The organism is Thalassolituus sp. LLYu03 (genome assembly GCF_050507655.1).
In the GTDB taxonomy this organism is placed as follows: domain Bacteria; phylum Pseudomonadota; class Gammaproteobacteria; order Pseudomonadales; family Oceanobacteraceae; genus Venatoribacter.
In genome coordinates, this window is record NZ_CP191496.1 from 1624786 (window position 1) to 1644464 (window position 19679).

Annotated in this window: 20 protein-coding genes; 7 read left to right on the plus strand and 13 right to left on the minus strand. The window is 56.7% G+C overall.

Annotation, left to right across the window (positions count from 1 at the left end; all coding sequences use genetic code 11):
- The first annotated feature begins 2 nt into the window (after positions 1-2).
- Positions 3-800, plus strand: coding sequence for an alpha/beta fold hydrolase (locus ACQUQU_RS07460; protein WP_430462614.1), 798 nt, complete (start codon positions 3-5; stop codon positions 798-800).
- A gap of 10 nt (positions 801-810) precedes the next feature.
- Here the strand turns inward: ACQUQU_RS07460 and ACQUQU_RS07465 are convergent, their stop codons facing one another.
- The gene (locus tag ACQUQU_RS07465) at positions 811-1305 is read right to left on the minus strand and encodes a hypothetical protein (RefSeq protein ID WP_430462615.1); all 495 of its coding nucleotides are present in this window, start codon (positions 1303-1305) and stop codon (positions 811-813) included.
- 36 nt (positions 1306-1341) lie between these two features.
- Entirely contained in the window at positions 1342-2775 is a 1434-nt protein-coding gene (gene rhlB, locus ACQUQU_RS07470) for an ATP-dependent RNA helicase RhlB (RefSeq protein WP_430462616.1), read from the minus strand.
- A 283-nt stretch (positions 2776-3058) separates the two neighbouring features.
- Between rhlB and ACQUQU_RS07475 the strand changes: the two genes are divergently transcribed.
- On the plus strand, positions 3059-4435 hold the full coding sequence (locus ACQUQU_RS07475) for an MATE family efflux transporter (protein WP_430462617.1): 1377 nt from the start codon (positions 3059-3061) through the stop codon (positions 4433-4435).
- A gap of 93 nt (positions 4436-4528) precedes the next feature.
- The gene (locus tag ACQUQU_RS07480) at positions 4529-5824 is read left to right on the plus strand and encodes an NAD(P)/FAD-dependent oxidoreductase (protein WP_430462618.1); all 1296 of its coding nucleotides are present in this window, start codon (positions 4529-4531) and stop codon (positions 5822-5824) included.
- Here the strand turns inward: ACQUQU_RS07480 and ACQUQU_RS07485 are convergent.
- The 4 genes from ACQUQU_RS07485 to ACQUQU_RS07500 all read right to left on the minus strand — a co-directional run bounded on the left by ACQUQU_RS07485 (position 5821) and on the right by ACQUQU_RS07500 (position 9886).
- Entirely contained in the window at positions 5821-6687 is an 867-nt protein-coding gene (locus ACQUQU_RS07485; protein ID WP_430462619.1) for a hypothetical protein, read from the minus strand. The genes ACQUQU_RS07480 and ACQUQU_RS07485 overlap by 4 nt on opposite strands.
- A gap of 57 nt (positions 6688-6744) precedes the next feature.
- Positions 6745-7779 carry an NADP(H)-dependent aldo-keto reductase gene (locus ACQUQU_RS07490; protein ID WP_430462620.1) on the minus strand — a complete coding sequence of 345 codons (1035 nt, stop codon included), beginning with the start codon at positions 7777-7779 and terminating at the stop codon, positions 6745-6747.
- A 78-nt stretch (positions 7780-7857) separates the two neighbouring features.
- Positions 7858-8856, minus strand: coding sequence for a diguanylate cyclase domain-containing protein (locus ACQUQU_RS07495; RefSeq protein ID WP_430462621.1), 999 nt, complete (start codon positions 8854-8856; stop codon positions 7858-7860).
- Between the two features lie 112 nt (positions 8857-8968).
- Positions 8969-9886 (minus strand): tetratricopeptide repeat protein, encoded by a 918-nt coding sequence (locus tag ACQUQU_RS07500; RefSeq protein WP_430462622.1) that lies wholly within the window; start codon positions 9884-9886, stop codon positions 8969-8971.
- 121 nt (positions 9887-10007) lie between these two features.
- Between ACQUQU_RS07500 and ACQUQU_RS07505 the strand changes: the two genes are divergently transcribed.
- Positions 10008-10703: a DUF6436 domain-containing protein gene (locus tag ACQUQU_RS07505; protein ID WP_430462623.1), complete on the plus strand. Its 696-nt coding sequence runs from the start codon at positions 10008-10010 to the stop codon at positions 10701-10703.
- Between the two features lie 11 nt (positions 10704-10714).
- On the opposite strand, the gene ACQUQU_RS07510 is transcribed toward ACQUQU_RS07505, so the two are convergent.
- A complete protein-coding gene (locus ACQUQU_RS07510) occupies positions 10715-11119 on the minus strand; it encodes a cupin domain-containing protein (RefSeq protein ID WP_430462624.1) in 405 nt (134 codons plus the stop codon).
- Positions 11120-11235: 116 nt separating this feature from the next.
- Between ACQUQU_RS07510 and ACQUQU_RS07515 the strand changes: the two genes are divergently transcribed.
- Positions 11236-12228, plus strand: a complete 993-nt coding sequence (locus tag ACQUQU_RS07515) for a rhodanese-related sulfurtransferase (protein ID WP_430462625.1) — start codon at positions 11236-11238, stop codon at positions 12226-12228.
- Positions 12229-12380: 152 nt separating this feature from the next.
- Entirely contained in the window at positions 12381-13511 is a 1131-nt protein-coding gene (locus tag ACQUQU_RS07520) for an aminotransferase class V-fold PLP-dependent enzyme (protein ID WP_430462626.1), read from the plus strand.
- Between the two features lie 152 nt (positions 13512-13663).
- Here the strand turns inward: ACQUQU_RS07520 and ACQUQU_RS07525 are convergent, their stop codons facing one another.
- From ACQUQU_RS07525 to ACQUQU_RS07545, 5 genes are all read right to left on the minus strand, one after another.
- Positions 13664-14410: an endonuclease NucS domain-containing protein gene (locus tag ACQUQU_RS07525; protein ID WP_430462627.1), complete on the minus strand. Its 747-nt coding sequence runs from the start codon at positions 14408-14410 to the stop codon at positions 13664-13666.
- Between the two features lie 256 nt (positions 14411-14666).
- Positions 14667-15167: a hypothetical protein gene (locus ACQUQU_RS07530; protein ID WP_430462628.1), complete on the minus strand. Its 501-nt coding sequence runs from the start codon at positions 15165-15167 to the stop codon at positions 14667-14669.
- Between the two features lie 91 nt (positions 15168-15258).
- Complete coding sequence (locus tag ACQUQU_RS07535) at positions 15259-15702, minus strand: hypothetical protein (RefSeq protein ID WP_430462629.1); 444 nt, start codon at positions 15700-15702, stop codon at positions 15259-15261.
- Positions 15703-16065: 363 nt separating this feature from the next.
- Entirely contained in the window at positions 16066-17049 is a 984-nt protein-coding gene (locus tag ACQUQU_RS07540; protein ID WP_430462630.1) for a glutathione S-transferase family protein, read from the minus strand.
- A 162-nt stretch (positions 17050-17211) separates the two neighbouring features.
- On the minus strand, positions 17212-17658 hold the full coding sequence (locus ACQUQU_RS07545) for a DoxX family protein (protein WP_430462631.1): 447 nt from the start codon (positions 17656-17658) through the stop codon (positions 17212-17214).
- 155 nt (positions 17659-17813) lie between these two features.
- Here ACQUQU_RS07545 and ACQUQU_RS07550 point away from each other — a divergent pair, with 155 nt between their 5' ends.
- On the plus strand, positions 17814-18710 hold the full coding sequence (locus ACQUQU_RS07550; protein ID WP_430462632.1) for a LysR family transcriptional regulator: 897 nt from the start codon (positions 17814-17816) through the stop codon (positions 18708-18710).
- On the opposite strand, the gene ACQUQU_RS07555 is transcribed toward ACQUQU_RS07550, so the two are convergent.
- Complete coding sequence (locus tag ACQUQU_RS07555; RefSeq protein ID WP_430462633.1) at positions 18689-19639, minus strand: MBL fold metallo-hydrolase; 951 nt, start codon at positions 19637-19639, stop codon at positions 18689-18691. The genes ACQUQU_RS07550 and ACQUQU_RS07555 overlap by 22 nt on opposite strands.
- Positions 19640-19679: the final 40 nt, after the last annotated feature.

Sequence of the window (19679 nt, forward strand, 5' to 3'; positions counted from 1 at the left end):
CCATGACCGCAGGAAGCACTCAAGTCCAGGACTGGATTCTGATACGCGGGCTGATACGGGCCCGCTTTCACTGGGGCGACTTCCCGCAGCAACTGCTGAATCAGCTCCCCGCAGGAACCCGCCTGCATACCCCGGAAGTTGCCGGCAACGGCGAACGCTTCGCTGAGAAAACCCCGTTTTCGATACACGCCATGATGCACGACGTGCGTCAGCAGTGCCTGCAATCAGGCTCGCTTGATCATGGCCCGGTTGTTATCGTCGCCATCTCCATGGGCGCCATGATCGCTGCCGAATGGGCGCGCTGCTTTCCAGGCGAAATCCGTGCACTGCACCTGATCAATACCAGTTTCAGCAATCTGTCTTCACCGATATCACGTATGCGCGCCGGCGCTTTTTTTGGCTTATGGGGCGCGTATTTAACTGGGCAATCGCTGGAGTCCGCCATTCTGCGCTGGACCAGCAATCAACCGCAGACGCGGCTGGCCGGCCACTGGGAAGCCTACGCCGAAAGCCACCCCCTGAGTCTGCGCAATGCGCTGGCGCAACTGCTGTCCGCCAGTTCCTTCCGTGGCCCGGAAGCAGCCCCCTGCCCGGCCTGGTGCTACACCAGTCTCGGCGACCGACTGGTCAATCCAGAATGCACAGCGCGCATCGCACACCTTTGGCAGGTTCCGCTGGCCACACACCCGAGCGCCGGACACGACCTGCCGCTGGATGACAGCGCCTGGCTGATCCATGAAATTCTGAATAACGCGAAAATAGAGAATAACGAGGGTCTCTCGGCCGCGAACAAGGCCTGAGAGTCAAAAATCAGGGGGTAACCGGCACCCAGTCCGCACAGCGAACCTGTGGACCGACTTCCTGACACAGCGCCTGTGCGGGCGCGTTGAGAATATTGAACCGGCCAGCCTTTCCTTCGGCCTCGTCTTTGCCCATCCAGCTGCGCACACCACGCGGAAACTGCACCGTGCCATCGGCTTCCACACCTGACGGAAAGCTCAGCACATTCTGGTAATAGCCCAGCAGACGCTGGCCAGAGAACAGCATCAGACTGAAAAACTGTTCGTAATCCTCACCGCGAACCCGTTCAAGTCCCATCAGGGTCACGTCACGCTCGGTGCCGAAGAAGTAATACGACATAACATGATCGTCGTCGCTGTCTACCAGCAAGGCAGAATGGGAGCGTTTGAGGTATTGCTCGGTCCACTGCGGTGTCACCGGGTGACTGGCGGGCGCCTGTACCGCAGAAGCAAACGACGGAAGCAGCACCGCCAACATCAGATTCAACCGTGCTGCTTTCCACATAACGGAAGTCCCTTCCATTCACACCCCAGCCCGGGTTCAGGGCTGAGTCAGTTCCAGTTTGGTGCCGAGGTATTTTTCCAGATCCGGCAGCACAAAGGCGTCGTCTTCTGAGATAAAGCTGATCGACAGACCTTTAGCACCGGCACGGCCCGTACGGCCGATACGGTGCACGTAATCTTCCGGATCTTCCGGCAGGGTGTAGTTGATCACCAGATCCACGCCATCCACGTGAATACCACGGCCCGCCACATCGGTGGCCACCATGACGTTCACTTTGCCTTCACGGAAGCGCTCAAGCGTTTTGATGCGTTTGTCCTGCGCCACTTCACCCGATAACAGCAGCGCATTAAAGCCGTGCTTGTTGAGCTTGTCGCACAGGTTGCGGGTCAGGTCGCGGCGGTTGGCGAAAATAATGCAGCGCTCCGGCTTTTCTTCTTTCAGCACCCGCTCCAGCAGTTTGAATTTGTCGGAGTCGGCAATCAGGTAGCAACGCTGTTCAACACGGTCGGTGGCGACCTGTTCAGGCTCAATCACCACCTGCATCGGGTCCTGAGTCCACTGATCGATCAGAATGCGGACGTCGTAATTGAACGTGGCCGAGAACAGCAGGGTCTGACGGCAGTCTTTCGGCGGCGTGCCACGCACAATGCGGCGCACGTCCGGAATAAAGCCCATATCGAGCATGCGGTCGGCTTCGTCCAGAACCAGCACTTCAACCTGATCCAGGTACACGTCTTCAGAACGCATAAAGTCGATCAGACGACCCGGCGTTGCCACCAGAATGTCGACCACATGGTTACGCAGCTGCTGACGCTGCTTGTCGTAATCCATGCCGCCGACCACAGTGACGATGTTCAGACCTGTGTAACGCGCCAGACCTTCGGCGTCTTTACCAATCTGCATGGCCAGTTCGCGGGTCGGAGCAATCACCAGCGCACGCGGCTCGCTGGCAAAGCGTTCGGCCGGCACATTGGTGAGCAGACGATTAAGGATGGTCAGCAGGAAGGCGGCGGATTTACCGGTACCGGTCTGCGCCTGACCAATGGTGTCACGGCCACGCAGGGTGGCGGGCAGCGCTTCGGCCTGAATCGGGGTGCAGTAGCTGAAACCCAGCTTGTGGATGCCGCGCATCACGGAGTCTGGCAGACCCAGATCGTGGAAACGGGTTTTGCCTTCCAGCGGTTCTACTTTGAATTCATCGAGTGACCATGGGCCTTCATCTTCCGGGCGCGGACGATTGACTTTAGCGTCATGGGTTTTCTGGGCAGCGGTTTTCTTGCCCTTCTTCTTTTTGCCTTCGGCGTTGTGAGCAGTGTGCTGCGCCTGATGCGTGTCTTTGGCTGGCTGATTGGCCCGCTTGCCATGACCCGGCTGACCACCCGCTTTCTGGGGCTGACCGTTGCCGGATGACTTGTTGTGCGCAGGGGCTTCTTTTTTACCCGCTACCGCTTTGAACAGTTTTTTTAACAAACGATGCTCCGATATCAATCGTGTGTGGCGTCTGGCGCCTATTCAGAATGCCGACGATGATAAAGCAAGCGTGGCCCGATTCATACTTCAGTACCGATCAGGGCGCCTGCCGCTGCAACCGCGGCGGTGACAGGCAATGCGACCCTCGCCAGAATTCGCTCTGGTCTAATCCTGACCGGTCGGGCAGAATAACAAGATTCTCAGCAGTTCGCCCGTCCGGGCATGCACTGTACCCCCAGTTACCCGAATCATCTGCGCCCGGCGCAGGGGACCTTTTGTACTCATGAATTTCAGAACTCAGGAAGCGAAGGCGCTTCTTAAGCTCACCCTGCCGATTCTTGCTACTCAGCTTGCCCAGATTGGCATGGGCACCGTCGACACCCTGATGTCCGGTTACGTCAGCACCCGCGATCTTGCCGCCGTGGCCATTGGTACCAGCCTGTGGCTGCCGGCCTGGCTGTTTCTTGCCGGGGTATTGGTGGGCCTGTCTCCGATTGCGTCGCGTCTGAATGCGGCCGGTCAGCATAAACGTTTGCCACGCCTGTTAAGCTCCGCCCTGCTGGTGGGCATCGTACTGGGCGCTATTGCCGGCCTGCTGCTGGCGCTGGGCTCGCTGGCGCTGCCGCTGATCATCGACGACCCGGAAACGGCGTACATTTCCACCCGCTACACGCTGGCGATTGCTGCCGGCATGCCGATCGCCGGTGTCTTTCTGGCGTACCGCTATTACGCCGAAGCGCTTAATCATCCGGTGCAGGTAACCCGTATTATGCTCACCGGTCTGGTGATGAACGTGCCGGCCAATGCCCTGTTTGTTTACGGCTGGTTTGGCCTGCCAGAGCTGGGCGGTATCGGCTGTGGTATTGGCAGTTTTATTGTGTTCACCGGCATGGCCATCGCCATGGCGCGCAACACCCGCAAAAAGCGCCTGCCTGCCGGCTACCCGCTGTGGCAACAGGTCCACCATCCGGATCTGACGCAGGTGAAAGACCTGCTGCGCATCGGCATCCCCATCGGCATTGCCGTGTTTTTTGAAGTGACCCTGTTCACCGTAATCGCCCTGTTCCTGACCGCGCTGGGTCCGACCATTGTTGCCGGCCATCAGGTGGCGCTGAACATCAGCTCGCTGACCTTTATGTTCCCGCTCAGCATGGGCATGGCGCTGACCGTGCGCATCGGCCACTGGCTCGGCACCGGCGAACAGACCCTGGCCCGGCGCACCGCCTGGCTGGGCATCGGTATGAATCTGTGCATGGCGCTGGTGAATGCCAGCATCATGGTATTGTTCGCCACCCAGATCGCCAGCCTCTACTCGCCGGATATCGACGTGGTGAAAACCGCCGCCACCCTGATGATGTTTGCGGCGTTATTTCAGGTATCGGATTCCATTCAGGTATCGGCCGCCGGCGCCCTGCGTGGCTATCACGACACCTTCGCCGTGATGCTGATTACCTTTGTGGCGTATTGGGTCATTGGCCTGGGCCTTGGCTACTGGCTGGCGTTCGGCGAGCAGACGCAACTGGGCGCGCCGGGCTTCTGGTCGGGTCTGGTTGTCGGCCTCACCGCCGCTGCCATTGCCCTGAGTTATCGCCTTTATCGTGTCAGCCACAAAGATCACCCGGCCTCCGAGTACGAAGATCAGGACGGCCTAGTCCACTGAAACACCCTTCATACGCAACACCCTCTCAGGCCGGATAATGGGCGTCCGTGATACACTCGCCGCCCTCTGTTATCCGAGCCTGAACTCCGCCTTATGCCGACGACGTCCGTGAACGACATGCAAACGACTGACCCTCTGAAAACGGCTGCCCAGAAGACGGCCGCCATTATCGGTGCAGGCCCGGCCGGGCTGATGGCCGCCGAGCGTCTGGCCAGTCAGGGCATTCGTGTCGATGTGTACGACGCCATGCCAAGTGTGGCGCGTAAATTTCTGCTGGCCGGCATTGGTGGCATGAACATCACCCACAGCGAAGACTACGACACCTTCGTATCACGCTACCGCGAAGCAGCCGCCCCGCTGCGCCCCATGCTGGACGATTTCGGCCCACAGGCGCTGCGCGACTGGATTCACGAACTCGGCATCGAAACCTTTGTCGGCACATCCGGGCGTGTTTTCCCCAAAGACATGAAAGCGGCCCCACTGCTGCGTGCCTGGCTGCAACGCCTGCGCCAGCAGGGTGTGACCTTTCACCCGCGCCATCGCTGGACAGGGCTCAACCCGACGGGCAACGGCCTTGAATGGCAATTCACGCATCCTGACGGCACAACCAGCATCCGCCCGGATGCGGTCGTGCTGGCACTTGGCGGCGCCAGCTGGCCCAAGCTGGGTTCTGATGGCCGCTGGAGCCCATTGCTCGAGCAGCAAGGTGTCTCGTTTGAAGCTTTTAAGGCCACGAACTGCGGCTTTGAAATTCCGTGGAGTGATTTTATGCGCGAGCGTTTTGCCGGCACGCCGGTAAAACACGTGCACCTGAGCATGACGACCCTGAGCGGTGGAACGGAAAGCAAAACCGGCGAATTTATCGTCAGTGATTACGGCATCGAGGGCAGCCTGGTGTATGCGCTGAGCGCGCCGCTGCGCGAGGTGATGCTGAACAACCCCGCTGCCGCCCGCCTTACACTCGACTGGCTGCCGCACACGGGTGTTGAGCAGGTTGTGGCAAAGCTTGCGCAGCCGCGCAAGGGCATGAGTTTTTCCAACGTATTGCGCAAAAAACTCAACCTGCCGGCCATTACCAATGCTTTGCTTAAAGAATGCTGCCCGGAACTCGACCTTAACGACCACAAAGCGGTTGCGCAGGCGCTGAAAGCCATGCGCTTACCCGCCGTGACCGCCACACGCCCGCTGGACGAAGTCATCAGCTGCGCCGGAGGCGTTTGTTTTGATGCGGTTAATAACGATCTGATGCTGAGCGCCATGCCCGGCGTATTTGTTGCCGGCGAAATGCTCGACTGGGAAGCCCCGACCGGCGGTTATTTATTAACCGCCTGCTTCGCCACCGGCCGCTGGGCGGGCAATGCCGCCGCCCGCTTCACCTTGCGCCGTTAACTGTCGCGGCAGCGCTCACTCAGCCCCGCATCGAAAGGGTTTTCGTCATAGCGGAAGCGCATAACCTGCTCCCCGCGATACGCCTGCAGCCGGCACTGATACCAGCTGGCAATAATGGCTTTCTGTTCTTCCGCCAGCGGCTGCTGTTGCAGAAGCGTCAGCGCACGGTTTTCTGCATCAACCGCTGCCGGAAAATTACCGCTGTTGGCCAGCACCGCAGCCCAGGTGTCATGCACCGACGACAGCCCGCTCATGTCGCTGTCCGCCATCACCTTCTGCATCAGCTGGTAGGCCAGCCCGACATCGCGGAAACGCTCATCCGGGTGAGTGACCAACAGCCAGGCATGGGCATGAGCAGCCCCCAGATAGCGGTCGTATTCGACAGCCCGGTCCATTAACGCGCGGGCAATGGTCAGATTTTCACCGGTGCCACGCCCATAGGCATAAGCCTTGCCCAGCATGATCAGTGCGCGGGGATATTCGGAGTAGCGACTCGCGCGCAGAATTTTCACGGCCTGCACATCGTTGCCACGGTCGTCATCACTGAGCATCAGCCAGGATTCCATAACCGGGTAGTAATAGCGCAACCACTGGTCGTCCGCGCCGTCCGGCATCTGCTGCGTCAGCTGATGGTAATAGCGGACCTTGTCCACATCCGGCTCCATCTGCGAGTTGCCCATATACAGATAACCGAGCGCCACCGCGGCGGTTTTATCGCCGTATTGCTGGATGGATTGATCAAGAAACGGAATGGCCTTGCGGTACTCCCCCTCATAGATCAGGTCAAAACCGCGACCGGCTGAGGTGGTGCTGCAGCCACTGACCAGAGCGGTCAGCAGCAGAATAGAAAAGATGCCCTTCAATCTGAATACTCCCTTTAAGCGGGCGTATTCTAACGATTTACAGGCATCTGTGCAGACTTACGGACACGGATTCGAATGCACCTTATGAATGGCATCAATTTCCGCCAGCAAGGTCGGGCTTAGTGTCAGCGACGCCGTGGCAATATTCTCGGCCAGCTGCTCCATGGTGGTTGCACCAATAATGTTGCTGGTAACAAACCCTTGCTGCGACACAAAGGCCAGCGCCATGGCCGCCGGTGTTAAACCGTGCTGGCGCGCCAGATCAGCGTATTTTTGTACCGCAATGTCAGCGTGCTCGCCTTTATAGCGGGCGAAACGCTCGAATAAGGTGATGCGGCCTTTCGGCGGCTGCTGCCCATTCAGGTATTTGCCACTGAGCACACCAAAGGCCATCGGCGAATACGCCAGCAGGCCGACATTTTCGCGGTGCGACACCTCGGCCAGCCCCACTTCATAACTGCGGTTCAGCAGGTTGTAAGGGTTCTGAATGCTCACCGGTTTCGGCCAGCCGTGTTTTTCGGCGATCTGCAGCACTTTCATGGTGCCCCAGGCGGTTTCGTTCGACAGGCCGTAATGACGGATTTTGCCTTCCTGAATTAATTCAACCAGTCCGGACAGGGTTTCTTCCAGAGGCGTGCTGATCTGCTCGTCGTGCACATAACCCAGCTTGCCGAAAAAATTGGTCGGGCGTGCCGGCCAGTGAATCTGATACAGATCGATATAGTCCGTCTGCAGACGCTTAAGGCTGCTCTCAACCGCGCTGCGGATATGCACGCGGGTCAGTTGCGGACCATTGCGGATGTGCGTCATCCAATCGCCGGGGCCAGCCACTTTGGTCGCCAGAACCAGGTTGTTACGCTGACCGGACTTTGCCAGCCAGCTGCCAATGTATTCTTCGGTACGGCCCTGAGTTTCGCCTTTGGGCGGCACCGGGTACATTTCGGCAGTATCGAAAAAGTTAATGCCGCAGCCAATGGCGTAATCCATTTGCTGATGGGCTTCGGTTTCGGAGTTTTGCTCTCCCCAGGTCATAGTGCCAAGACACAGCTTGCTGACCTTAAGGTCTGTGGTTCCCAGTGTACGCTTTTCCATACCGCCCCCTTTTATGTTGTCGGGCTATGGTAGCGCATCGGGATTCATGCGGAATAAAGGCTAATGGAACAGAGTTTATCAGGGGCAACAAACCGGAGCGGAATTGTCATCGTTCAGCAGCTGCACGCAGTTGCGTCCTGCGCCTTTGGCTTCGTACATCGCATGATCGGCGCGGCGGATAAGCGACGCTGAATGATCGCCGGAAATTCTCGGGGCGACGCCAAAGCTTGCCGTCACCTGCCCGGCATTTTCAAAGGTCAGATCCGCAATCGCCTGACGCATGCTATCGGCTAGCCTGGCAGCCTGAGCAGAATTCACACCGGGCAGCAGAATCACAAACTCCTCGCCGCCCCAGCGCGCAACACTGTCACTGGCGCGCACCATGCGCTGAATTTGGGTCGCAATGCGCATCAGCACCTGATCGCCGACCGCATGGCCAAAACGGTCATTGATGGATTTAAAGTGATCAACGTCAAACAGAATCACAGCAAGCTCAGAATCCTGCGCTGACGCCAACGCCTGATTCAGGCGGATACTGAACTCACGGCGGTTAAGTAACCCCGTGAGTGCATCCGTCGTAGCCATCTGATTAATACGCCGCTCGTACTCTTTGCGCTGCGTCACATCGCGGCAAATGCAGAAGATCAGTTTTTCGCCGTCGTATACAACGCCGTTATTGCTCATCTCAACATCGATAATGTGGCCATCGCTGCAACGGAAGCGCGACTGAATATCCGCCCCTGTTTTATCAATAGTCGCCAGCATGTCCGCTATCTGTTCACGGTTATATTGCGCGTCCCAGTCATAAACGGACAACCCGAGAATCTCGTCCAGCGAATAACCAAGAAGAACCGCAAACGCCGGATTAGCATCCACCACACGACCCTGCTCATTGATAATAACGATGCCGTCGCGGGAATGATCAAACAGAACCGACCACACAGACTGCTCGGCGCTGACCACGTCTTCAACGTGGTCTTTATCCAGACCTTCCCGCCGCAGACGCCGTACAAGACGGGCGCGGAAATGGCTCACGCCTTCATGGTTCTGTCCGGTTGCTGCACTCACTGTATTCATGCCAACGCTCTGATGTAACAGTCTGATATCAGCTTAGTCATGGAATACCGTCGGAAGAGGATTGGGTTCTGAATGACAGCGATGAAATTAAGACAATAACCAGCCACAGACGTCAGTGCAGCAGCGCAAACATTTTGCGCCGGTACAGATTGGCAATGTCGCGGTCATCGACCGTATTAATCAGATACACCAAAGCCTTGCGCACCGTGTCGCGGGTTGTTCCGTCAGAACGGCCCGGTTCCAGCCAGTGCAGCAGAAGCTCAAAGCCAGCGCCGCTGTCGCCCCGTGCCGCCAGCAATGAGGCCAGTGCAATGGCCGCCTGATGATCCCCCTGTGCAACCCCCTCGCGCAGCCGGGTTTCGTCGCCAGCGCCCGACGCAGCCTGCCGCAGCAGCTGTAAACGAGCCAGCGCCCGCGCGACCTCGGGCTCGCGCTGCGCTTCCAGACCCGCTGCATGAAGATAACGCCCCGCTTCTGCCAGCAATTCGGCGGTTTCCGGCGGCCGCTCAGCGGGGGCAATGACGGGCTCAGATGGTAAAGAAAGCGTCTGCACGCGATCCATCAGCGCATGGGCGACGCGGGCAATTACATGCGCTTTGCCCGGCGCCATGACAGCGGCGTCGCGCAGTAAACACAGCGCCTGCAACGAGTCAGGCTCGGCCGCCGCGCGAGTCAGCAGGCGGTCGTAGTCGTGTTCGACATAAGGGTCGAGGAAAGCACGCAACTGACTTTCGGTCACAGCGCCCATAAAGCGGTCGGCGATCTGAGTGTCTTTCACCAGCACCACCGACGGCAGGCTGCGCACGGCAAAGCGGGCGCACAGGTCGGGCTCTTCATCGGCATTCACTTTCACCAGCAGCAACTGCCCGTGAAATTCAGCCACCACAGACTCCAGCACCGGCAGCAGCGCCCGGCATGGCGCACACCAGGGCGCCCAGAAATCCACCACCACGGGCACGCGGCTTTGGGCCAGCAGCTCATCGAAGTTGTGGGCGGTGCCCGTCAGAATCAGCTGTGGTTCCAGCGTCATAGATACATCCAAAACAGATAAACGCGCAGCAGCAGCCTGTAAGCACTCTCGTTATTGACGGGTTACAAGGCGCAGCCGCTTAAGGCGGGTATAATGCCCCCAACTTGCTGTGGAATCACCCATGAACGCCCAAACTGCATCCGCCTCTGCTGCTAAAACCGCCCTGCTGTTCGGGCTGATCGTTATCTGGCTGATGGCGACGCTGGCGGGTCTGTGGTGGTTTCAGCAAAAGAATGTGCGGGCGTTTGTCGGAGCCGGTGACGATGCGGCCTACTGGCGCGCCGAAGAGGTTGAGCAGCGCCTGCAACCCTTGCTGCAGGCATTGCCGGCTGCTCAACCGGGTCAGGTTACCCTGCTGCATTTCTGGAATCCGGGCTGTTTGTGCAATCAGCTGAGCCAGCGTCATTTCGATGCCCTGATTCACCAGTTCGATGCCAGCCAGCTGCGCATTCTGGTGGTCGCGCCGGCCAGTTTAAGCAATGACGCCGAAGCCGAATTTAACCGTCTGAACGGCTCGCGCATGACGCTGGTGCGCGAGACTGTGTTCCGTTCCAATCACGACGAGACCCAGCCTGGCAATCAACCGCAGCCACAGCCCCTCAATCTACCTGCCAGCCCGGCAGTTGCCCTGTTCGGCGCCGATGGAAAGCTGGGCTACTTTGGCGCCTACGGCTTCGGCGCGCTGTGCACCGTGGCTAACGACGACTTCTTCCCTAACATTGTGCGCAGCCTGCAGACCGGCCATTACGGCCCGTTTGCCAACGTGGCCGGCAGTGGTTGCTTCTGCGCCTGGCCTGCTGATCAAACCAATAAATAGGGCCCAGCGGATTAGTCTTCCAGATCCTGATACGCCTCGGGCACAAACCGCGGCGTACAGATGGCCAGAAAGATCAGGTCCCCTGCTCCCAGATTGTGAAAAGCGCCTGAACTGTGAACAGCCGCCGGATTATGAATTCGCTGGCGCTCGCCCGGCGCGATGATCACAACATCGCCGGCAGCTACCTTTCTGGCCGGTTCATCGCCCACTTCCACCACGCCTTCGCCCTGCAGAATCACATAGCGCTCGGTAATGCCGGCAAGGCTGTGCCAGCGCGTAGTATCGCCGGGTCGCACCCGCGCCTGAGCAATGGACGCCTGCGGATCATCGGCGCGGTTGGACAGTTCATTAATGAAACAGCCCTCTTCAAAGAAGTATTCGGCGTCTGGGGTAAAGCGACGGATGCTGTCTGACATAAAAACCTCTGCTAACCGGACAAAGCCCGACTGGACTGCTGGGGTATATTCCGTATACTCCGCGCCCTGATTTCACCATCTGCACCGGACTTACGCTCCGGCCAGCCGAGGACATTATGACCAACACAAGCAATACCGTCGTCTGTGCGCTGTACAAATTCGTCACGCTCGACAACTACGAAGACCTGCGCCAGCCCCTGCTGGATGAAATGCTCAAGCTCGACGTGAAAGGCACCCTGCTGCTGGCCGCCGAAGGCATCAACGGCACCGTAGCCGGCAGCCGCGAAGGCATCGACGCCCTGCTGGCGCACCTGAAAGCCGACCCGCGTCTGGCCGACCTGAGCTACAAAGAATCCTACGACGACGCCAACCCCTTCTACCGCACCAAGGTGAAACTCAAGAAAGAGATCGTCACCATGGGCGTTGAGGGCATCGACCCGAAACGCGTGGTCGGCACCTACGTAAAACCGGCCGACTGGAACGCGCTGATTTCCGACCCGGACGTGATTCTGGTGGATACCCGCAACGATTACGAAGTGGGCATTGGAACGTTCAAGGGCGCCCTCGACCCGAAAACCAAAACCTTCCGCGAATTTCCGCAATACGTGAAAGACAATCTGGACCCGGCCAAACACAAAAAAGTGGCCATGTTCTGCACCGGCGGTATCCGCTGCGAAAAATCCACCGCGTATCTGAAAGAACAGGGTTTTGACGAGGTTTATCACCTGGAAGGCGGCATCCTGAAATATCTGGAAGAAGTACCGCAGGCGGATTCCATGTGGGAAGGCGAATGCTTTGTGTTCGACAACCGCGTGACCGTTAATCACCAGCTGGAAAAAGGCGACTTCGACCAGTGCCACGCCTGCCGTCGCCCGATCACCGAAGCCGACAAACAACACGAGCACTACGCTCAGGGCGTCAGCTGCCACCAGTGTTTTGATGAATATTCCGAAGAACAGCGCGAACGTTTCCGCGCGCGTGAACTGCAAATGCAACTGGCGCGCGAACGCGGCGAAAACCACATTGGCGATGATCTGGAAGAAAAGATCCGTCTGCGTCGCGAAGAAAAGCTGGCGTTAAAAGAACAGCAGCGCAAGATGGCTGAGTAATTTGATGCTTGAAGCTTGAAGCTTGAAGCTTGAAGCCTGAGGCTCGAAGCTTCTGGCTTCTTACCTCTCACTTCCGGCCCTTCTGTCTTTATTTCTGCACAAACATCCCGTCTAATCAGGCAACACTCCAACGTAACGAAAAGGTGTTGCCCATGGCGGGATTATTACCAGACGTAGACCCGGACGGTCTGCTCGAATATTCAGTGGTATTTACCGACCGCTCGCTGAACCATATGTCGGCCCGCTTCCAGCAAGTGATGCGCGATATTTCTTCCACCCTGAAAGACGTATACCAGGCTGATCATGTGGTGGTGGTTCCCGGTGGCGGCACCTACGGTATGGAAGCCATTGCCCGCCAGTTTGCCCACAATCAGAAATGTCTGGTCATCCGCAACGGCTGGTTCAGCTACCGCTGGAGCCAGATTTTTGCCGCAGGCAGCATTCCGGCCAGCGAAATTGTGTTGAAAGCGCGACGCATCAGCGCCGACGAACAAGCCCCCTTTGCACCAGCGCCCATCGACGAGGTGGTCAGCACCATTTTGCGCGAAAAACCCGACATGGTGTTTGCGCCGCATGTGGAAACCGCCTCCGGCATGATACTGCCCGACGACTACCTGAAAGCCGTGGCCGATGCCGTGCATCAGGTGGGCGGATTGTTTGTGCTCGACTGCGTAGCCTCCGGCACCTTATGGGTGGATATGAAAGCCACCGGCGTCGACGTGCTGCTCAGTGCCCCGCAAAAAGGCTGGAGTTCCTCCCCTTGTGCAGCACTGGTGATGCTCAACGATGCTGCTTACGAGCGTATGCAAACGCGCGACAGCAGCAGCTTTGCCTGCAACCTGAAGCAGTGGGCCAACATCATGAAGGCCTACGAAAAAGGCGGCCATGCCTACCACGCCACCCTGCCAACCGATGCCTTAGCGAAATTCCGCGACACCATGCTCGAAACCCGCGATTACGGTTTTACCAAAGTGCGTGACGAACAGATCGCGCTTGGCCAGGCCGTGCGCACCATGCTCGAAGGCCGAGGTATCCGCAGCGTCGCCGCCGATGGTTTTAAAGCGCCCGGCGTGGTGGTCAGCTACACCAATGACCCAGACATTCAGAACGGCAGCAAATTCGCCCGCCTCGGCCTGCAGGCCGCCGCCGGTGTGCCATTAATGTGCGACGAACCGGACAGCTACAAAAGCTTCCGCGTGGGTTTATTCGGACTGGATAAACTGCACGATGTGGAGGGTGCGGTGAGTCGTTTAGCGGCGGTGCTGGATAAGCTTGAGGGATAAGCTGGCCGACTCGATAGCAGGAAATGAAAAAGGCGCCGGTGGCGCCTTTCATTATTAACGCCCACGTTCAGGCGAGTTTGAGGCGATGACCGATTTTGCGACTGCAAAAGTGGCCAAAGAGTCAAACCTCGCCTGCAACGTGTTGTTATGCGTCATGGCTGAAGTCCTGCAACGGGCTTGATGGATACTGCCAATTCATACTCAGCCAGTGTGACACTTGGCAGTCCGGCGCAGGCCAACCGGAGATCTTCGCTGATGTTTTTGGCGATGATGATTCCTCTGACGCCCTGGCTTTCATCCGCCTGATTCATCTTGATCCAATTCATGTACCGGAGAATTTGGCCCACTACTCGGTCGTAGCCCTTAGACACCTTCAACTCAATGACCACGTAGTTTCCTGAAGCATCCACGGCCAGAAGGTCGATAAACCGACCTCCAACCGGAAATTCCACTCCTGTAATTCCTTCGTCAGTGTAAAGAGTGAGCCCTGGTTCAACGAGCTGCAGATTACGAGCTAGAAAATCTCTTAGATCGTGTTCGTATGCAAATTCACCAGTTCCCTCAGCGATGGATTCCTGCGGCTCCTCCCGGACTTGTGCCGCCTCGGAAATAGGCTTGGGGTCTTTCTCTGGCTCATATAGCCGAAAAGAGCTGCTATCAATCTTGAAGAAGTGATCATCAGAGCCGTCAGAGCGAACGCTGTACTGCAATCGTGTTGGCACATTGGTGGAAAGCCGAACTAGGTGAGCCGCGATAGTTCCCTGTTTGATTTTGGGATAATTCTCAGCAAACCATTGAACCGCTTGTTCCCGCGTGAACGTGTCACCTGGCGAAAGCCCTAATGCGGGGATCATCTCCTGCATCAGAATGCGCACAGGCTTATCGTACATCGCAGCCATGAGATTTCCCTCTTATGACGCATAACGCCCCACTTGACGGCGAGCGAAGCGAGGCCAAGTGGAAGGCCACGCTTTTTGTGGCCTTAACGAATTTCAGCGGCTTGTTAGCTATTACCACTGCCGCTACTTCCAGCACCGGAAGGCTTTGGTGGTTTAACGGGTGGCATAGGCGTTTTTACCGTCATATTAGGCAAGTTTCGGCCACTATTTGGAGTGATACTCCCACGATTACTATCCTGCTGCTGTTTACCGCCCATCATCCTTCTCCTGAGTAGTTGACTGTAAAATATTCGTCTGCCGATTTCTCTGCAAGTTCTTTCAATGCTCTCTTCCTCGGAAGGACTAGCCCATTTAAAGTACTTCCTTCAGCACTTAAGACCCGTCCTTTTAGCCTAACCGTTTCTTGATGAATTTCTTCTTCAGTAAGATAGCCTTCAGAAACTCTGTACCAACCTGTTTCAGCGTCCAAAAAAATTGATTGTATTTGTGTATTTAGGTCTGAGACTGCTTTCATTCGTTTTCGAAAAGGCAGAAAAGGTTTGATAGCTGTTACTACTTGGGAGGCCGCAATTATACACGCCCAAACTAGCTGATATTCATTCCACAAAGCCCAGCCAGCGATACTTGCTGATGATGTAACCGCGAGAAATATACTCACTGACTTATCAAGAAATTCATCACTTGCCGCATATGCATGAAGATACGCAACTTGCGCTTTTAACTCTTTCAGCAGATTCCAGTATCTTATTTGGTACAAGTTTAGAGTCCCTATGTATAGCTAACGCCTCCAGAAGGGGTGACAAAACCAGAGCGCAGCGGCGGTTTTGGCATCCTTCCGGCTGGTCTTTTTATGGATTTTTGAGTAATTCCGATAGCTTATTTTTGCCATTTATACTATCGATAACGACGCTACTCGCACCTTTGTCGGCAGTCCACCAGTCACAATTTGCGTAAGACTCATCAGAAAATATTTTCTTTATGAATTCTTCTGCGTCTGGAACGGTTAATGTAATTTTGTTGCCCGGCATGAGCTGAACCAAGTAATCCCCGTCTCCTATTTCGGTATAGCCACCTATTGCTAATGCGTTGTTTTTTGTCGTACAAAATAAAGAGTACTTGTCTATTTTTGCTTTATCACCAACAGTTAAGTCCTTGATATAAAGCTTTCCGGTGATTGTACCTATCTTGTTTACTGGGATATCCCACAAAACATCTGCACTGACGACAGTGGCACTCAAAGCCCAAATAAATAAAGCAAGTCTAAAAATCATGTCTACTCCTTCTTGTCCCATAGCAGCTTATTAGTGTGCGTGCGCATTTATCCCGGGAGACTCTTTAGAGAAACCCCGCGTAACGTATTGAACAGGCTGAGAAATCTTCCATAACTCAAAAGCCCCTACCAGATGGTAGTGCTCGCCGTAGGCTCATGCTTTATTCGTAAACACGCCATAAACTAAGCCAGCAAACCGCACGCACCCTATTGATCTAATTAACGCTAAGGTACTACCCCGCCACAAAACCGGCAAGTGGAAATATACGACCAAAAGAAACAGGGCCGGCGCGAGTTGCTCGCCGCCGACCCTGAAAGGAAAGAAGTCAGATGGGGTATGAAATCCGATGGCAACCTTAGCCCTGCTCAGCTAAAGGCAACTCACTCAACCCCTTGGCCCAAGCGGCACAATACCGGACGGATTCAGGCTTTTAATGGAGTAGTAACCCGCTTTGATATGGTCCTGACGCACTGTGGCAGCGATACCCGGCAGTGCGTGAATACGCTGCATATACGCGTATAACGCCGGCATGTCATTTAAGGTATTGCGGTTGCACTTAAACAGGCCGTGGTAGGCGGAGTCGAAGCGGATCAGGGTAACGAAAGTGCGGATATCGGTTTCGGTCAGATCATTGCCCAACAGATAAGCACGACCATCCTGCAAACGCGCTTCCAGCGCATCCAGACAGTTAAATACTTTGGTGTAGGCTTCTTCGTACGCCAGTTGCGACGAAGCAAAGCCCGCCTGATACACGCCGTTGTTCAGGTCTGTGTAAATCACCTCGTTAAGCGCATCAATTTCAGAAGCCAGCTCAGCCGGATACAGATTCAGCGTATTTCCGGTTAAGTGATCGAAGGCGCTGTTTAACATGCGGATAATATCCGCCGATTCGTTGTTCACAAGACGATTGGTCTTTTTGTCCCACAGCACAGGTACGGTGGCGCGGCCGCTGACCAGAGGGTCGGCCTTGCTGTACAGCTCGTGGACGTAGCGGGTGCCGTTAATGCTGTCGGGCGTCGCTCCGTCGAAGCCGCTGCTGCCAGAGGCGCCGGCATAGCCGCGATGAGACGGAGCAAACTGCCAGCCGTTGTCGGTTAAGGCAGGTTCGACCACAGACACCGTGATGTAATCCTGCAGGCCTTTCAGCGCCCGGACCATGAGCGTGCGAGATGCCCAGGGGCAGATATAAGCCACGTACAGATGATAACGGCCCGCCTCGGCTTTAAAGCCGCCCTCGCCCGTCGGCCCGGCACTGCCATCAGCGGTGATCCAGTGGCGGAAGGTGGATGTCTGGCGGATAAAACGCCCTTGTTCATCTTTGGACTGAACCGGTTGCCAGTCTTTGCTCCAGATGCCGTTCACTAACATAACAGGCCTCCTGTCGGAATTCGGGTTGCACGCTCATGCATAGAAACAGGCACAGAAATTTGCACTGAAATGGGCTCAAAAACAGGGATAAGAGCGTGCAGAAAAAATGGATCGTCAGAAACAAAAAGGCCTGCCATTTGGCAGGCCCTGTGAGCGTTTAACTCAGCGGAAACGTTTGGCCAGCACACCGTCTACCGACAGCGAACCTGCACCCTGCACTGCCAGTGCGGCAGCAACCACAGCCAGCGTCAGTGCGTATTCGTAACCGTTATTGGCCATAAACAGACCGTTGCTGATGTGCACGCTGAACATGGCAACCAGCATGGTGAAGGCCGTTACCACAGCCGCCGGACGGGTCAGGAAACCCAACACCAGCGCCAGACCGCCGAAGAATTCGGCGCTGCCAGCCAGCAGAGCCATCAGGTAACCGGGTTCCAGGCCGATGCTGGCCATCCACTGACCGGTGCCTTCAAGGCCGTAACCGCCGAACCAGGCAAACAGTTTCTGCGAACCGTGAGCGGCCAGAATCAGACCGACAGGTACCCGCAGAATCAGTGCGGCCAGACCGGCTTTGGAAGACAGAACGCGATTGATCAGTTGAGTATTCATAGGGAACTCCAGATTGTTTATTTCAGTCCGGGGCCAATTCCCCGCTGCTTGATAACCACTTTAGTCATTCCCGATTCAGCGATAAACGTGGCCAGCATTGTTTTATTATCAACAAATCATGGATAGTATTCCGGAACCAGTATGAGGAACCCAGCATGGACCGGATTGAATGCCTGAAGGCCTTTGTCACAGTGGTGAACGAAGGCTCGTTTGCCAAAGCCGCGCAGAAGCTGAACGTGAGCCCGCAACTGGTCAGCAAATACGTGTCGCAGCTGGAAGAACACCTGAACACCCGCCTGCTGAACCGCACCACCCGGCAGGTGAAAATCACCGAAGCCGGCACCGCCTGTTATCAGCGCGCCGCGCACATTCTGTCGGACATGGATGATCTGGAAAGCCAGCTGGGGGAAATGCAGAACAGCGCCCGCGGCCTGCTGCGCATCAGCGCGCCGGTGTCGTTTGCACTGGAGCATCTGGCAAAGCCATTAAGTGAGTTTCAGAAGCGCTGGCCCGATATGCGCATCGACCTGAGCCTGAACGACCGCAAGGTGGATATTGTGGAAGAAGGTTTTGATGTGGCGCTACGCATTGGCCAACTGCAGAGTTCATCATTAATCGCCAAACGGCTGGCGCCGGTGCGGCTGGTGATCTGCGCCTCGCCGGCCTACCTTGCGGAATACGGCGAACCCCAGTCGCTCGATGACCTGCGCCATCACCGTTACCTGCATTACACCTATTCATCCGACGGTGCCCTGCAAAGCGCGGCCAGCACCGGCATCGCCTTCCGCCATCCGTTTCAGGCCAATAACGGCAATATTCTTACGCAGGTGGCGATTGAAGGCGGTGGCATTGTGATGCAGCCAAGCTTTATTGCCGGCCCCGCCCTGCGCGACGGACGCCTGCGCGCCATTCTGCAGCACGAGGCGCCACCGCCGATTGCGCTGTACGCGGTGTACGCGCACCGCCAGTTATTGTCGGGCAAGGTGCGCAGTTTTCTCGATTTTATGGCGGGCTATTACGGCGAAACGCCTTACTGGGATGATTTTTCCTGACGGGCGAGCCATACATCCAGCCCCTGGGCGTTAAGGTCGGCATCGGTTGCCAGCCAGCGGCGCGCAGTTTCTGCCGACACTTCCGAATTCAGGGCGCGCGCCCGTTGCAGCAGCCAATCGGCAATGGCCTGCTTCATACGCTCTACCCGCCCCTCGGGCTTGCCCAGCTCGGCTTTCGCAATGGCCACAAACGCATCCAGCGATTGCAGCAACTGCTGCACATTGGCGGCATCCGCTTTGACCGGGCCGTAGTGCGTGAGGTAAACAAACTGCGGGTTTAATGCGCAGATGCGTTCAATGCTGGCTCGCATGGCATCCGGGTCAAAATGCACCGGCGTGGTGGTGACAAACAACAGCACACGGCCATCACGACTGTCGAACAGGCGGTACGACAGACCAAAGGTGTCGCCACTGAAAAGTGAATGACTCAGCGAATCGTGAATGCACACATGGTGCAGCGCATGCCCCGGGGTATCGAGAAAGGTGAGCGTACGGCCGTTAAATTTCAGGGTAAAACCGTCGATGGCAGCCACCACCCGCTCGGCAGGCACAGGAATCAGCGCACCGTATAAGCGGTTATAAGCCTCATCGCCGTACACAGCACGGGTACCGGCTTCCAGCTTTTGCGGATTGATCATATGCGCCGCACCGCGCGGGTGAACCACCAGGCGCGCATTCGGGCATTTGGCCATTAAGGCGCCCGCGCCGGCGGCGTGATCGAGATGAATATGGGTCAGAATGATCCAGTCGACGTGCTCAGGCGTCAGGCCCAGTTCGGCAATCGCCGCCATGACGCGCGGCACTGTGCTGGCGGTGCCGGTTTCGATTAACGCCAGCCGGTCGCCCTGACGGATTAAATAAACACTGGCAAGGCCCGGCGCAACGTAGTCGGCGTCGATCTGAAAAATACCGGCGGGATGCTGAATCATAGGGCTCTCCTGGTAAACATCGCTGGCGCTGGGGCGCTGA